Genomic DNA, 13,996 nt, shown 5'->3' with positions numbered 1-13,996 from the left:
CCCCTGCCGCGTCTGCGGCAGGTTGCCGGTGGTGCGCAATGAGCATCACATTCCTCCCTCGCCCGCCATGTTTATGTGACCGCCCTTTCCCCGCGACAGGCCGAGGTTTCCTTGATCGTGTTTGTTAAATATACCCTTTATTAATGCAAGGCTTTTAACTCTCTCCGGCAAGTGTTAGCATCCTGATCACAATAAAAACCTGTGGTTTTCGCGACGGCAATCCACAGTACATGCTGTATCCGGATGGTCATACATCCTTTAAATGTGAGAATAAATCAAGAAGTTATAAGGAGAGTAACAATGTCGTTTGAATTACCTGCATTACCATATGCAAAAGACGCCCTGGCGCCGCACATTTCCGCTGAAACCCTGGAATACCACTACGGCAAACATCACCAGGCCTATGTCACTAACCTTAATAATCTGATTAAAGGCACCGGGTTTGAGGGCAAATCGTTAGAAGAGATCGTCCGCACTTCCGAAGGCGGCATCTTCAACAACGCCGCTCAGGTCTGGAACCACACCTTCTACTGGAACTGCCTTGCACCAAATGCTGGCGGTGAGCCGGAAGGTGCTCTGGCAGCAGCCATCAACAACGCTTTCGGCAGCTTTGCTGATTTCAAAGCGAAGTTTACCGATGCCGCTGCGAAAAACTTTGGCGCCGGTTGGACCTGGCTGGTTAAGAATGCCGATGGCAGCCTGAGCATTGTCTCCACCAGCAACGCTGGCACGCCGCTGACCGGCGACGCCACCCCGCTGTTGACGGTGGATGTCTGGGAACATGCTTATTACATCGACTACCGTAACGCCCGCCCTGAATATCTGGCGCACTTCTGGGCGTTGGTAAACTGGAAGTTTGTTGCTGAAAATCTGGCGGCATAAAACGATATCGCAGAAGGGGTAAACCCTTCTGCAAATAGCATCACTACCCGACGAGCACCTCTTCCGGCTGCGAACGGCTACCCACCACTACCAATAGCAGAGCCAGACCGGCGATGATCGCCCCCATCACCGGAACAAACGCGTAACCCAGGCCACCTGAAATCACCGCCCCGCCGGCGGCCGCCCCCAGCGCATTACCCAGATTAAACGCCCCGATGTTGACCGACGAAGAGAGGCCCGGCGCCTCATGTGCCACGCGCATCACCCGCATCTGTAACGGCGGTACCACGGCAAAGGTCGCAGCTCCCCACACCACCATACTGATAGCGGCCCCCAGTTGCGTCTGCGCCAGTAACGGAATCGCCAGCATAATCACCATCAACAACAGCAGAAAGCCCTTCAGCGTCCCAGAGACCGAGCGGTCGGCAAATTTGCCTCCCAGATAGTTGCCCAGCGAAAAGCCCACGCCAATCAGCACCAGCATCGCGGTGACAAACAGCGGCGACGCATGGGTTATGGTATGCAGCACCGGAGAAATGTAGGTATAGAGGGTAAACATTGCCCCCGCGCCAAGCACCGTGGTCAGCAGGGCAGAAAGCACCTGCGGACGCACCAGTACCGACAGCTCCTGTTTAACATTCGGACGCTCGCCGGCGCTGCCTTTAGGCAGAGAGAACCACAGGCTGACCATCGCCACCACGCCCAGTCCGGCGGTGGCAAGGAACGACATCCGCCAGCCGATAGTCTCGCCAAGCCAGGTTGCCGCCGGCACGCCGCCGATATTGGCGATCGTCAGCCCCATAAACATGGTGGCCACCGCGCTGGCCTGCTTGTCTTTCGGAACGACGCTGGCGGCTACCACCGAACCGAGGCCAAAGAAAGCACCATGGTTAAGGCTGGTAATAATGCGTGAAATCAGCAGCGTGGTGTAATCCGGCGCCATGGAAGAGAGGACGTTACCGAGGGTAAAGATAGCCATCAGGAAAATCAGCGCGTTTCTTCGCGCGCGATGAGACAGCAGCAGCGTCATCAGCGGCGCACCAACCATCACACCGATCGCATAGGCGCTGATCAGCATTCCCGCAGCCGGAATAGACACGTCGACGCCTTTGGCAATGACCGGCAGTAATCCCATCGGGGAAAACTCCGTCGTACCAATACCAAATGCGCCTATCGCCAGCGCGAGCAGGGGAAAGTTGATTTTCATTGCATGACTCCACCAGACCGTCATCAGCGACGGTATCTCATCAGAAGTCAAAAGCATGACATCAATCACAGAAAAACAAAAGTAAACGAAATGGCAAAAGATTTTTGCGAAAATGATAATAATGGCGGGAACGGGGGGAAAGTGGCCTCTCCCCCGGGAAAATTAGTGCAGAACTGCGGTCAGCCCGGCGGCAACGATTAGACCTAGAACAATAATCGTTGTTGTCAGCGAAAATTTTAAATCTGTATCCATCAATTTTTCCCCCTGTTTTTCCCACACGAAAAGTGAGCTTGCTCATTTTTGCACAATATCGCATAAAAATCTTCCAGGATTTAGGGTGATACACATTTTTGCTCTTCCCCTTTGCCGCAAGATCGGACAAAATCCCACGCTAATTTGAAAGCGTATCGGCCATTGACCCCTTCCTGTCGTTCTGTGTCGTTTTCCCGACGTGATGCAATGTTGAACATTGTATTCAGGGTGTGTTTAGGCAAACGTTTACGTACCGATTATCAGACGTTCAGGTCAAGGTCTGGAGTGAGAAGTAATGGCAACTATTAAAGATGTAGCGAAGCGCGCAAACGTTTCCACTACAACAGTATCACATGTTATTAACAAAACCCGTTTCGTCGCGGAAGAGACCCGCAATGCAGTCTGGGCAGCGATCAAAGAACTGCACTACTCACCCAGTGCTGTCGCGCGAAGCCTGAAGGTTAATCACACCAAATCGATTGGTCTGCTGGCGACCAGCAGCGAAGCGGCCTATTTTGCTGAAATTATCGAAGCTGTTGAAAAAAGCTGCTTCCAGAAAGGCTATACCCTGATTCTGGGTAATGCGTGGAACGATCTTGAAAAACAGCAGGCCTACCTGTCTATGATGGCGCAAAAGCGCGTCGACGGCCTGCTGGTCATGTGCTCCGAGTATCCGGAATCGGTGCTGAGCATGCTCGAAGAGTACCGCCATATTCCGATGGTGGTAATGGACTGGGGTGAGTCCAAGGCCGACTTTACTGATTCAGTCATCGATAACGCCTTTGAAGGCGGCTATATGGCCGGTCGTTATCTGGTGGAACGCGGCCATCGCGAAATTGGCGTGATCCCTGGTCCGCTCGAACGAAACACCGGTGCCGGACGACTGGCGGGCTTTATGAAAGCCATGGAAGAGGCCCAGATTTCTGTACCGGAGAACTGGATTGAACAGGGTGACTTCGAACCAGAGTCCGGCTATCGCGCGATGCAGCATATCCTGAACCAGCCACACCGTCCGACGGCAGTCTTCTGCGGCGGCGATATCATGGCGATGGGCGCTATTTGCGCGGCAGATGAAATGGGGCTGCGCGTGCCGCAGGATATTTCGCTGATCGGCTATGATAACGTGCGCAACGCCCGCTACTTCAGCCCGGCGCTGACCACTATTCATCAGCCGAAGGACTCCCTCGGCGAAGCCGCGTTTAATATGCTGATGGATCGCATTGTCAACAAGCGTGAAGAGTCCCAGTCTATCGAGGTTCACCCGCGTCTGGTGGAGCGTCGTTCCGTCGTTGACGGGCCGTTTGTCGATTACCGCCGCTAGTCCCCTGCCCGGCGCCGGTTATTCCGGCGCCCGCAACCATTCCCGGTTTAACGTTTCACTATCACCGAGATAATCCAGCATCCACAGCAACGCAGGCGATGCATCGCTCTGTTGCCAGGTCAGGCAGCACGCCGCATCCGGAAACGGATTTTCCAGCTCAAGGGCGGTCCATTCTCCACGGTCGATCCACGGACGGGCAAAGTGCGTCGGTACCATCCCTACGCAAAGCCCGGCGGACAGGCAGGTGGCCGAGGATTCCCAGTCGGGCACCACCACGCGCTTTTGGTTATCCAGCAGCCAGGTCGTGCGTTTTGGTAATGACCGGGAGGTATCCTCTCTGACCAAAGAGGGCCAGTTGCGCAACTCATCATCACTCAACGGGCTGGCCATCTGCGCCAGTGGATGATGGCTGGCTACCACGCAGTGCCAGTTCAGCATGCCCATATCGCGAAAAGCGTAGCGCCCCCCTACTGGAATCGAACGCGTGGCCCCAATCGCCAGCTCCACGCGGCCATCCGCCAACGCATCCCACACGCCGTTGAACACTTCCTGAAAGACAATCAGTTCAACATCGGAAAAGTGACGATAAAAATCGACAATCATCTGACGCATCCGCGCCGGTTTCACGATGTCATCGACGGCAATCGACAGCTGACCGCGCCAGCCATTGGCTATCTGCTGGCACTGCTGACGGGTGATCTGCATTTTTTTGATAACAGAGCGCCCCTCCTGTAAAAACCAGACCCCAGCCGGGGTTAATTCGACATCCCGATGACGGCGTTCAAACAACGGAACTGCCAGCCACTCTTCCAGCTGACGAACGGTGTAGCTGATAGCGGAAGGGACGCGATGAAGCTCCTGCGCTGCTGCGCTAAAGCTGCCGTTGCGGGCGACAGCATCAACAACTTCCAGTGAGTATTCAGACCACATATTCTGCCTACAAAATTTTTGAATGCATGTAGCAAATATTAGCGTTTCACAAGCCAGAATGCACTCCCTACACTCTGCGGCATCATACCGGCATCAGCAGAAGAGAATGTTATGCAACAACCTGGGAAAGGATTTTTAGTTTGGCTGGCGGGACTCAGCGTGCTGGGTTTCCTGGCCACCGACATGTACCTACCGGCCTTCGCCGCGATTCAACGCGACCTCAACACCTCCGCGGCCTCGGTCAGCGCCAGCCTGAGCTTGTTCCTCGCCGGCTTCGCTATCGGACAACTGTTCTGGGGCCCTCTCTCTGACCGTTACGGGCGTAAACCGATTCTGCTGAGCGGCCTGGCGATCTTCGCCATCAGCTGCCTGGGAATGCTGTGGGTCCGCGACGCGACGCTGATGCTGGTGCTGCGTTTTATTCAGGCCATCGGCGTTTGTGCCGCTGCGGTCACCTGGCAGGCGATGGTGACGGACTATTATCCAGCCCAGAAAACAAACCGTATTTTCGCCACCATCATGCCGCTGGTGGGATTATCGCCGGCGCTGGCGCCGCTGCTCGGCAGCTGGCTGCTTAACCATCTGGAATGGCAGGCGATTTTTGCCACCCTTTTCGCCATCGCCCTGCTGCTGATGATCCCGGCCCTGCGCCTGAAGCCGGTGCATAAGCCGGCCGGCGATGTCCAGAAGAAACTGACCTTCCTGACGCTGCTGCGCTCACGTGAATATAGCGGTAACGTGCTGATCTACGCCGCCTGCTCTGCCAGCTTCTTTGCCTGGCTGACCGGCTCGCCGTTTATTCTGCATGACATGGGTTATGGTCCAACGGCTATCGGGCTGAGCTACGTGCCACAAACCATTGCCTTCCTGATTGGGGGTTATGGCTGCCGCGCGGCGCTGCAGAAATGGCAGGGCCAGCAATTGCTGCCGTGGCTACTGGTGGTGTTCGCCGTCAGCGTTGCTGCCACCTGGATGGTCGGGCGCCTTGAAAATGCTTCCATCGTCGGCGTGATGATTCCGTTCTGCGTGATGGCGATTGTTAACGGCGGGATATACCCGATCGTCGTTGCCCAAGCACTGAAACCATTCCCACAGGCTACCGGCCGCGCCGCCGCGCTGCAGAACACCCTGCAGCTCGGGCTGTGCTTCCTGACCAGCCTGCTGGTATCCGCGCTGATCGCCACACCGCTGCTGACCACCACCAGCGTGATGCTGGTTTCTATCGTGCTGGCCGGGATTGGCTACCTCATGCAACGCCAGAGCGCCTGCCTGACGGTAGGCTCATCTCACGCCTGACCTGTTATAAGCATGCTTTGGCCCAGTAATTAGCATGCTAAGAGGTTTTTATTGAAAGCCGGATTTCAGCAGCCTATACTGGATCCGGCATCACATAAATAGACCTTTTATTGTATTTAACGGGAGCAGGATGCGTCTCGTTTCACCATGGATGGCCTTTCGGCAAGGGTTATCGCCCTTCCTCTGTTCTACGTCGGATAGCAGCTTCACGGATATTCCGTGAGATTTCTCACAAAGCCAAAAAAGCGTCTACGCTGTTTTAAGGTTCTGATCACTTGGGCGTGATGGAGAAGCTATGAGTTCATCGTGTATAGAAGAAGTAAGCGTACCAAACGACGACTGGTACCGAATTGTAGCCGAGTTACTCGGTCGCGCGGGCATTGAAATTAATGGTTCCGCTCCCTCCGATTTGCAGATTAAAAACCCGCTTTTCTTTAAACGTGTTTTGCAAGAGGGTTCACTCGGACTCGGCGAGAGTTATATGGACGGCTGGTGGGATTGCGAGCGCCTGGATATATTCTTCCATCGTGTGCTGCGCGCCGGACTGGAAAATCAGCTCCCGCACCATCTTAAAGATACGCTACGTATCGCTGGCGCTCGCCTGTTTAATCTGCAAAGTAAAAAGCGTTCCTGGATTGTCGGGAAAGAACACTACGATCTTGGCAATGACCTTTTCAGCCGGATGCTCGATCCCTATATGCAATATTCCTGCGCCTACTGGAAAGACGCACAATCACTGGAAGAGGCTCAGCAGGCAAAACTGGATCTTATCTGCCGGAAGCTGCAGCTGGAGCCTGGCATGCGGGTTCTGGACATTGGTTGCGGCTGGGGTGGTCTGGCCTATTACATGGCGAAGCACTATAACGTCAGCGTGGTTGGCGTGACCATTTCTGCCGAGCAGCAAAAAATGGCCCAGCAGCGTTGCGAGGGACTGGACGTCACCATTTTGCTCCAGGATTACCGCGACCTTGAGGACAGCTTTGACCGGATTGTCTCCGTCGGCATGTTTGAACACGTCGGCCCGAAAAATTACGCCACCTATTTTAACGTGGTTGACCGCAATCTGAATGCCGATGGTCGTTTCTTACTACACACTATCGGTTCGAAAAAAACCGACCACAGCGTTGACCCGTGGATTAATAAATATATCTTCCCGAACGGCTGTCTGCCGTCAGTTCGTCAGATTGCCCAGGCCAGTGAATCGCACTTCGTGATGGAGGACTGGCATAATATGGGAGCCGACTACGATACCACGCTGATGGCCTGGTGCGCGCGCTTCCTGGCCACCTGGCCGGATATTGCAGATAACTACTCAGAACGATTTAAACGTATGTTCAGTTATTATCTGAACGCCTGCGCCGGAGCTTTTCGTGCGCGCGATATTCAGCTGTGGCAAGTGGTCTTTTCACGCGGGGTTGAAAACGGCCTGCGGGTAGCACGTTAGATTATCCCCCGTTACGACGGGGGATATGCTTTTATTACGTATGCCCGGTATACCCAAAATAATTCGAGCTGCCTGGGTATTGGCTACACCCAGGCAACCTGAAGGATCGAGGTATATTACTCTTCGGCGGCGTTCTGCGCCGCGTCTTTTGCCGCCAGTACGCGTTCTACGGTATCCACCACCGCCTGCGTCTGCGGGTCGATTTCGATATTCACCCGGTCACCCAGTTTTTTTACGCCAAGGGTGGTGCGCGTCAGTGTTTCAGGAATCAGATGCACGCAAAAGCGGGTCGGCGTAACCTCGCCCACCGTCAGACTAATGCCATCTACCCCAACATAACCTTTATAAAGAATATATTTCATCAGCGTCGGGTCCTGAACCTTAAACCAGATCTGACGGTTATTCTCTGAGGTTAAAATTTTGACGACGTCGGCGGTAGTCATAATATGCCCCGACATCAGGTGGCCGCCAATTTCATCACTAAACCGCGCGGCTCGCTCGACGTTGACGTTATCCCCCTCTTTTACCGAACCGAGGTTAGTGATGCGCAGCGTCTCTTTCATCAGATCAAAACTGACGCGCGGGCCGTCGATTTCGGTCACCGTCAGGCAGCAGCCATTGTGCGCCACTGATGCACCGGTCTCGAGACCTTCGAGCATATGCTCAGGTAATTCCACGACATGAGTGCGAAAATTTGGTTTTTCATCAATGGACACCACTTTCGCGGTCCCCTGCACAATGCCAGTAAACATGCTTTGCTCCTGTAGACTTTGGTGACGGTATCATTACCGTTATATCTGCCTGGAACAATAACAGGTGCTAAAACAGGTTGCCAGCGCCCTTCGTGCCCTACCATTTTTTCACTGGCTTAATAGCGTATCCTCGCTACAATAGACTGGAAAACCCCTCTGCTCTTTCTTCTTGCTGCCATTTAAGGCCGCTTTTCAGTTTCAAAATAACAACAATATAAAGGTGTTCACGTGCAGAAGTATTTTATTGAAGCGCGTCAGTTATTAGCACTGGCTATTCCTGTGATCATTGCGCAGGTCGCTCAGACAGCAATGGGCTTTGTCGATACCGTAATGGCGGGTGGCTATAGCGCCACCGATATGGCGGCGGTGGCGATCGGTACGTCCATCTGGCTTCCCGCGATCCTCTTCGGCCATGGCTTGCTGTTGGCGCTCACGCCCGTGGTCGCGCAGATGAATGGCTCCGGACGTCGCGATCGAATTGCACATCAGGTACGGCAAGGGTTCTGGCTGGCGGGGTTCGTTTCACTGCTGGTGATGGTGGTGCTATGGAACGCCGGGTACATTATTAGTTCGATGCACAATATCGATCCGGCACTCGCCGACAAAGCCGTTGGTTATCTGCGCGCACTGCTGTGGGGTGCTCCTGGCTACCTCTTTTTCCAGGTCGCACGTAACCAGTGCGAAGGCCTCGCAAAAACCAAACCGGGGATGGTCATGGGATTTATCGGCCTGCTGGTCAATATTCCCGTTAACTATATTTTTATCTACGGCCACTTTGGCATGCCGGAACTGGGCGGCGTTGGCTGCGGCGTGGCGACGGCTGCCGTGTACTGGGTGATGTTCATTTGCATGATTACCTGGGTGCGTCGGGCTCGATCAATGCGTGACATTCGCAATGAGACCGGCTTCAGCAAACCGGACTTCAGCGTCCTGACGCGCCTGGTGCAATTAGGTCTACCTATCGCACTGGCGCTGTTCTTCGAAGTTACGCTGTTTGCGGTAGTTGCATTGCTGGTCTCTCCGCTGGGTATTGTCGACGTTGCCGGCCATCAGATTGCCCTTAACTTTAGCTCGCTGATGTTTGTACTACCGTTGTCACTGTCGGCGGCAGTCACCATCCGGGTTGGTTTCCGCCTTGGGCAAGGCTCGACGCCGGATGCTCAGGTCTCCGCCAGAACCGGCGTGGGCGTCGGGGTTTGCATGGCTGTGATAACGGCGATTTTCACCGTTGCCATGCGTGAGCAGATTGCCCTGCTGTATAACGACAATCCGGAGGTCGTTACTCTGGCGTCGCACTTGATGCTGCTGGCAGCTATCTATCAGCTCTCCGACTCCGTGCAGGTTATTGGCAGCGGGATCCTGCGTGGTTATAAAGACACGCGGTCGATCTTCTTTATTACCTTCACCGCCTACTGGGTGCTTGGTCTGCCGAGCGGCTATCTGCTGGCCTTAACCGATATCGTTGTTCCGCGGATGGGACCGGCGGGCTTCTGGTGCGGATTTATCATCGGATTAACCTCAGCGGCAATTCTGATGATGCTGCGTATGCGCTTCCTCCAGCGCCAGCCGGCAAACATCATTTTGCAACGCGCAGCGCGCTAATCTCTTAAGGCACCTCGTTTCGGGGTGCCTTTCTTCTTGTCCGTGATGCGGACACATCCTGCCGATATCCCCGTTGTACATTCGGTTACGCGCCGATACCAAACACTCACTGAAGCCACCTGTCGACAAGCCTATAGTGATTTCAACAGCCCCGCAGTGGGGTTCACTGAAGAAACAAATTCGAGGATATTAGAATGAAAAAAGTATTAGCTCTGGTCGTTGCCGCTGCTATGGGTCTGTCTTCCGCTGCTTTCGCTGCTGACGCAGTAAGCACCACTCAGGCTCCGGCTGCTGCTCACAGCACCACTGCCAAAACCACGCATCACAAAAAACACCACAAAGCTGCGGCTAAACCAGCCACCGAGCAGAAAGCTCAGGCTGCCAAAAAACACAAAAAAGCCGAAGCCAAACCTGCGGTAGCGCAGAAAGCGCAGGCCGCTAAGAAACACCACAAAGCGGCAGCTAAACCTGCAGCAGCACAGAAAGCGCAGGCGGCTAAAAAGCACCACAAAGCTGCGACCAAACCTGCAGTAGCACAGAAAGCGCAGGCGGCTAAAAAGCACCACAAAACCACCAAACATCAGGCCGCTAAACCGGCTGCACAGCCAGCCGCATAATTCTTCCGGTCAGTCTGTTTAATGATAAACCGGCGCTATTTCAGCGCCGGTTTTATTTCAGGAGATCACTATGCTGCGGCGCTATCGTTTTGAGCTCATTCTGATCCTGCTAATTCTTTGCGCACTTTTCGCCCTTCGCTTGATGTTCAAATAGCTACCCTCTCCTTTTCTCCTGTTCTGCCGCTTTCTGCGGTGCGTTATCTCCCTGAGGTAGTGAGCAAAAACAGCCAACAGGTTAAGTATTCTCCTTTATCATCAGTAAAATATAAGCAATATGGGCAAAACTTCCGCAATCGCGTGCGTTCTGCAAGAAAAGTGACGTTTGCCTCTTGCCACAACCCCTCCCGATCGCTAATATGCGTCCCCGTTGTCACCACAACATTGCGTTCATAGCTCAGTTGGTTAGAGCACCACCTTGACATGGTGGGGGTCGTTGGTTCGAGTCCAATTGAACGCACCATAATGCGTTTATAGCTCAGTTGGTTAGAGCACCACCTTGACATGGTGGGGGTCGTTGGTTCGAGTCCAATTAAACGCACCATAATGCGTCCGTAGCTCAGTTGGTTAGAGCACCACCTTGACATGGTGGGGGTCGGTGGTTCGAGTCCACTCGGACGCACCATTCTTTCTTGCCCAGACTTTGGTTTGTCAGCAAGTGAATCGTGTGTTTTCGCATTCTCCTTGTTCCTCTCCCCGTTAGCCTCTTACAATTTTCCGTGTTTTACCCTTTGCTTTTCACCGTATTCAGCCACTCTTCATCACACCAACGCTGCGTTTTGTTTCCGCGATCGCGTTGTCCGTTTACCGGTTCGCATTCCCCCAATCGCCAGGCTATACCTTAGGCATCTTGATCCCTACAGGAGCGATAGCGATGAGCAAAAAAATTCTGATGCTGGTTGGTGATTATGCCGAAGATTATGAAACCATGGTGCCGTTTCAGGCATTACAAATGATTGGCCACCAGGTAGACGCGGTCTGCCCTGACAAGGTCAAAGGTGATTACGTTATCACCGCCATTCACGACTTCGACGGCGCCCAGACCTACAGCGAAAAGCCGGGCCACCGTTTTACCCTCAATGCTGATTTCAGCGCCGCCAAAGAGCAGGATTATGATGCTCTGCTGATCCCAGGCGGCAGAGCGCCGGAATATCTGCGCCTCAATGACGAGGTCATCAAACTGGTACAGGCCTTTGATCGGGCGCGCAAACCTATCGCCGCCGTTTGTCATGGTCCGCAGCTGCTGGCAGCCGCCGGCATTCTGAAAGACCGCACCTGTAGTGCCTACCCGGCCTGTGCACCGGAAGTCCGGCTCAGCGGTGGACATTATGCCGATATCGCCATCGATCAGGCCTACGTCGACGACAACCTGGTCACCGCTCCCGCCTGGCCCGCGCATCCGCAGTGGCTGGCTAAATTTGCCGAAGTCCTGCAGCGCTAACCGCTGCGCGGAATACGGTCAATAATAATCCGGGGCCGTCCGACAACGGTCGGCCTGCTGTGTCCGGCAATGTCAGGTTGAGAGGTGTGATGTACTGATGGAGGTCTGGCTGAAGGGAACAGATACACGTACAGGGCTTCCCTGCCCCGGTAAGACGCGTTATTCGAAGTAGACTTCTGGATTTTCTGACAACGACACAAAATTCTTCGTGTTCTTATCCAGCGCGCTAATATCGCCGCTTTCGATATCGTAGACCCAGCCATGCAGACGCAGACCTTTATCACGCAGGCCAACCGCAACAGACGGGTGCGTTTTGATATTGTTCAGCTGAGCGATCACGTTTTCACGCACCATCGCATTCACTTTATCGATTTCGCTGTTCCAGGTTCCCTTTTCCACCACCGCTTTTGCGGCATCGGCGTAGCGCAACCAGTGGGACACCGCCGGCATCGGCTCCAGGCACTGACAGGTCGCCACCGCGGTCATGGCACCACAGTTAGAGTGGCCGCAAATCACAATATCGGTCACGCCCAGCGCGACAACCGCATACTCAATGGTGGCTGACACGCCACCCGGCTCCGGCCCGAAAGAGGGAACGATGTTACCTGCGTTGCGAATAACAAAGAGCTGTCCTGGCTCCTGCTGAGTAACCAGTTCCGGGACAAGGCGGCTGTCGGAACAGGAGATAAACAGCGCTTTGGGATTCTGGCTGGAGGCCAGGCTACGGAAGAGCTCTTTACGTTGCGGAAAGATCTCTTTCTGGAAGTTGAGGAAGCCCTCAATGATATGTTGCATAGCAGTGTCTCTTTTCTCGGTATGAATTATGGTATGACAAAGATCACAGTTCTTCAGTGTATCACCGACGGGCAGAATAGGAATCGTTATTCAAATGGAATCTTTCGTAACAATGCCGGGCGAGCGAGAGCCGATCGTCAGACCGTATAGATCCGGATATCGTGCTCACGGAACGTATCCCGGTACTGTCGGCTGACGTTCTCCTCCACCACCAGTACATCGATCCCGCTGCTATCCGTCACCACAAACCGGGCAACCGCCGGGATTTTATCGGAAGTCAGGCCGACGATTATTTCGCTGCACTGTTGAATCACCGCTTTCTTAAACTCACAATCGGCGTAGTCAAATCCGGTCAGACCCGACTCCGGGGCCATCGCACAGCCGCCGATAAATCCTTGATCAAACAGGATACCCTGTAACTGAGCCACCGCCGAAGCGCCCACACAACCACCCGCTGCCCGTTGAACCTGCCCACCCAACATCACGACGTCATAGCGCGGTTTTTTCAACAACACCGCCGCGATTTCCGGCGAGTTAGTGACCACCGTGAGCGCCAGTTCTGCCGGCAACGCTTCGGCCATCGCCAGATTGGTGGTGCCGGTATCGATAAAAATGCAGCCGCCGGGTTTCACCAGCCTTGCGCACTTCTGCGCGATTCTGAGTTTTGTTGCTGTATTTTTGTCTTTGCGATCGCTGTAATCGCCGGCTTCAGGCAGGTTCATCACCGCGCCGCCGTAGACCTTTTTGCAAAAGCCATCTTTGCTCAGTTCGTGCAGATCGCGGCGTATCGTGTGCTCTGAGACGTTTAAACGGGTCGCCAGCTCGGTACAAACAACCCGACCATTCTCCTGAAGGATCTGACAAATAAGCGCTTGTCGCTGCTGTGGAAAAGCTGCATAATCGAGCACGAAAACCTCTTCATTAATCTTAATCGAGCAATAAAGAGCATGATCAGGCATTCACCCTCACTCTGTCAACCCGCCTTCTCAGGAGAACTACCATGAAAGTCGCCCATATCGCATTATGGACCCATCAGCTTGAGCAGCAGGCCCGCTTCTGGACCGATTTCTTCGACGGTCAGATTAACGAAAAATATTGCAGCCAGACCAATATCGGCTTTGAGTCCTACTTTGTAAAAATCGGTGAGGATATTGCCATTGAATTAATGAGCAAACCGGGGTTGCAGGTTGTCACGCCGGATAATAATCAGACCGGCTGGGTTCATCTGGCTATCTCAGTCAACGGCGCGCAGCAGGTTGATGCACTGGCGAAGCGGGCTGAATCGCAGGGGATTCTGGTTTCTCCGCCGCGTACGACCGGCGACGGTTTTTACGAAGCGGTCATCAAAGACCCGGATGGAAACCTGGTTGAAATCGTTGCCTAGCCATCTTTGCAACGCCTACACACCAGCAGCGCGCAGTGCCGCCAGCCGGCGTCATTAATAAATGGGGCCCTGCGTG

14 protein-coding genes and 3 tRNA genes are annotated in these 13,996 nt (G+C 54.1%); 11 read left to right on the top strand and 6 right to left on the bottom strand.

From position 1 onward, the window contains the following. The first annotated feature begins 300 nt into the window (after positions 1 to 300). Positions 301 to 882: a superoxide dismutase [Fe] gene (sodB, locus tag ACMYSP_RS23585; RefSeq protein ID WP_434584478.1), complete on the top strand. Its 582-nt coding sequence runs from the start codon at positions 301 to 303 to the stop codon at positions 880 to 882. A 43-nt stretch (positions 883 to 925) separates the two neighbouring features. Here the strand turns inward: sodB and ACMYSP_RS23580 are convergent, their stop codons facing one another. Both ACMYSP_RS23580 and ACMYSP_RS23575 read right to left on the bottom strand, forming a co-directional pair. Continuing rightward, positions 926 to 2,089, bottom strand: a complete 1,164-nt coding sequence (locus ACMYSP_RS23580) for an MFS transporter (protein ID WP_434584477.1) — start codon at positions 2,087 to 2,089, stop codon at positions 926 to 928. A gap of 162 nt (positions 2,090 to 2,251) precedes the next feature. Next, the gene (locus ACMYSP_RS23575; protein ID WP_004862736.1) at positions 2,252 to 2,341 is read right to left on the bottom strand and encodes a YnhF family membrane protein; all 90 of its coding nucleotides are present in this window, start codon (positions 2,339 to 2,341) and stop codon (positions 2,252 to 2,254) included. A 295-nt stretch (positions 2,342 to 2,636) separates the two neighbouring features. Here ACMYSP_RS23575 and purR point away from each other — a divergent pair, with 295 nt between their 5' ends. Continuing rightward, positions 2,637 to 3,662 carry an HTH-type transcriptional repressor PurR gene (purR, locus tag ACMYSP_RS23570; RefSeq protein ID WP_434584476.1) on the top strand — a complete coding sequence of 342 codons (1,026 nt, stop codon included), beginning with the start codon at positions 2,637 to 2,639 and terminating at the stop codon, positions 3,660 to 3,662. A gap of 18 nt (positions 3,663 to 3,680) precedes the next feature. Here the strand turns inward: purR and punR are convergent, their stop codons facing one another. Then, a complete protein-coding gene (punR, locus tag ACMYSP_RS23565; protein ID WP_434584475.1) occupies positions 3,681 to 4,592 on the bottom strand; it encodes a DNA-binding transcriptional activator PunR in 912 nt (303 codons plus the stop codon). Between the two features lie 111 nt (positions 4,593 to 4,703). Here punR and punC point away from each other — a divergent pair, with 111 nt between their 5' ends. Both punC and cfa read left to right on the top strand, forming a co-directional pair. Continuing rightward, a complete protein-coding gene (gene punC / locus ACMYSP_RS23560; protein ID WP_434584474.1) occupies positions 4,704 to 5,888 on the top strand; it encodes a purine nucleoside transporter PunC in 1,185 nt (394 codons plus the stop codon). 295 nt (positions 5,889 to 6,183) lie between these two features. Then, on the top strand, positions 6,184 to 7,332 hold the full coding sequence (cfa, locus tag ACMYSP_RS23555) for a cyclopropane fatty acyl phospholipid synthase (protein ID WP_434584473.1): 1,149 nt from the start codon (positions 6,184 to 6,186) through the stop codon (positions 7,330 to 7,332). 116 nt (positions 7,333 to 7,448) lie between these two features. On the opposite strand, the gene ACMYSP_RS23550 is transcribed toward cfa, so the two are convergent. Further along, a complete protein-coding gene (locus ACMYSP_RS23550) occupies positions 7,449 to 8,084 on the bottom strand; it encodes a riboflavin synthase subunit alpha (protein ID WP_434584472.1) in 636 nt (211 codons plus the stop codon). 228 nt (positions 8,085 to 8,312) lie between these two features. Here ACMYSP_RS23550 and mdtK point away from each other — a divergent pair, with 228 nt between their 5' ends. The 6 genes from mdtK (at position 8,313) to ACMYSP_RS23520 (ending at position 11,741) form a co-directional block, all read left to right on the top strand. After that, positions 8,313 to 9,686, top strand: coding sequence for an MdtK family multidrug efflux MATE transporter (gene mdtK / locus ACMYSP_RS23545; RefSeq protein WP_434584471.1), 1,374 nt, complete (start codon positions 8,313 to 8,315; stop codon positions 9,684 to 9,686). A 194-nt stretch (positions 9,687 to 9,880) separates the two neighbouring features. After that, positions 9,881 to 10,303, top strand: a complete 423-nt coding sequence (gene asr / locus ACMYSP_RS23540) for an acid resistance repetitive basic protein Asr (RefSeq protein ID WP_434584470.1) — start codon at positions 9,881 to 9,883, stop codon at positions 10,301 to 10,303. Between the two features lie 383 nt (positions 10,304 to 10,686). Then, positions 10,687 to 10,763: transfer RNA gene (locus ACMYSP_RS23535), tRNA-Val, on the top strand. A gap of 4 nt (positions 10,764 to 10,767) precedes the next feature. Then, positions 10,768 to 10,844: transfer RNA gene (locus ACMYSP_RS23530), tRNA-Val, on the top strand. Between the two features lie 4 nt (positions 10,845 to 10,848). After that, a tRNA-Val gene (locus ACMYSP_RS23525) sits at positions 10,849 to 10,925 on the top strand. 249 nt (positions 10,926 to 11,174) lie between these two features. Further along, complete coding sequence (locus ACMYSP_RS23520; protein ID WP_434584469.1) at positions 11,175 to 11,741, top strand: DJ-1/PfpI family protein; 567 nt, start codon at positions 11,175 to 11,177, stop codon at positions 11,739 to 11,741. 159 nt (positions 11,742 to 11,900) lie between these two features. Here ACMYSP_RS23520 and ACMYSP_RS23515 read toward each other — a convergent pair whose 3' ends face one another. Further along, entirely contained in the window at positions 11,901 to 12,536 is a 636-nt protein-coding gene (locus tag ACMYSP_RS23515; RefSeq protein ID WP_123754612.1) for a carbonic anhydrase, read from the bottom strand. Between the two features lie 137 nt (positions 12,537 to 12,673). Then, a complete protein-coding gene (locus tag ACMYSP_RS23510) occupies positions 12,674 to 13,444 on the bottom strand; it encodes a DeoR/GlpR family DNA-binding transcription regulator (protein WP_434584468.1) in 771 nt (256 codons plus the stop codon). A 92-nt stretch (positions 13,445 to 13,536) separates the two neighbouring features. On the opposite strand from ACMYSP_RS23510, the gene ACMYSP_RS23505 reads away from it, so the two are divergent. Then, positions 13,537 to 13,920: a VOC family protein gene (locus ACMYSP_RS23505; protein ID WP_434584467.1), complete on the top strand. Its 384-nt coding sequence runs from the start codon at positions 13,537 to 13,539 to the stop codon at positions 13,918 to 13,920. The last annotated feature ends 76 nt before the right edge of the window (positions 13,921 to 13,996 follow it).

This window comes from Klebsiella sp. R390, from assembly GCF_051131745.1.
Taxonomy (GTDB): domain Bacteria; phylum Pseudomonadota; class Gammaproteobacteria; order Enterobacterales; family Enterobacteriaceae; genus Klebsiella.
This window is presented reverse-complemented; position numbering and strand designations above follow the sequence as displayed.

Excerpts from the sequence above, each read along its gene's own strand:
- sodB (WP_434584478.1), top strand. The coding sequence starts at position 301 with ATGTCGTTTGAATTACCTGCATTACCATATGCAAAAGACGCCCTGGCG.
- ACMYSP_RS23580 (WP_434584477.1), bottom strand. The coding sequence starts at position 2,089 with ATGAAAATCAACTTTCCCCTGCTCGCGCTGGCGATAGGCGCATTTGGT.
- ACMYSP_RS23575 (WP_004862736.1), bottom strand. The coding sequence starts at position 2,341 with ATGGATACAGATTTAAAATTTTCGCTGACAACAACGATTATTGTTCTA.
- purR (WP_434584476.1), top strand. The coding sequence starts at position 2,637 with ATGGCAACTATTAAAGATGTAGCGAAGCGCGCAAACGTTTCCACTACA.
- punR (WP_434584475.1), bottom strand. The coding sequence starts at position 4,592 with ATGTGGTCTGAATACTCACTGGAAGTTGTTGATGCTGTCGCCCGCAAC.
- punC (WP_434584474.1), top strand. The coding sequence starts at position 4,704 with ATGCAACAACCTGGGAAAGGATTTTTAGTTTGGCTGGCGGGACTCAGC.
- cfa (WP_434584473.1), top strand. The coding sequence starts at position 6,184 with ATGAGTTCATCGTGTATAGAAGAAGTAAGCGTACCAAACGACGACTGG.
- ACMYSP_RS23550 (WP_434584472.1), bottom strand. The coding sequence starts at position 8,084 with ATGTTTACTGGCATTGTGCAGGGGACCGCGAAAGTGGTGTCCATTGAT.
- asr (WP_434584470.1), top strand. The coding sequence starts at position 9,881 with ATGAAAAAAGTATTAGCTCTGGTCGTTGCCGCTGCTATGGGTCTGTCT.
- ACMYSP_RS23520 (WP_434584469.1), top strand. The coding sequence starts at position 11,175 with ATGAGCAAAAAAATTCTGATGCTGGTTGGTGATTATGCCGAAGATTAT.
- ACMYSP_RS23515 (WP_123754612.1), bottom strand. The coding sequence starts at position 12,536 with ATGCAACATATCATTGAGGGCTTCCTCAACTTCCAGAAAGAGATCTTT.
- ACMYSP_RS23505 (WP_434584467.1), top strand. The coding sequence starts at position 13,537 with ATGAAAGTCGCCCATATCGCATTATGGACCCATCAGCTTGAGCAGCAG.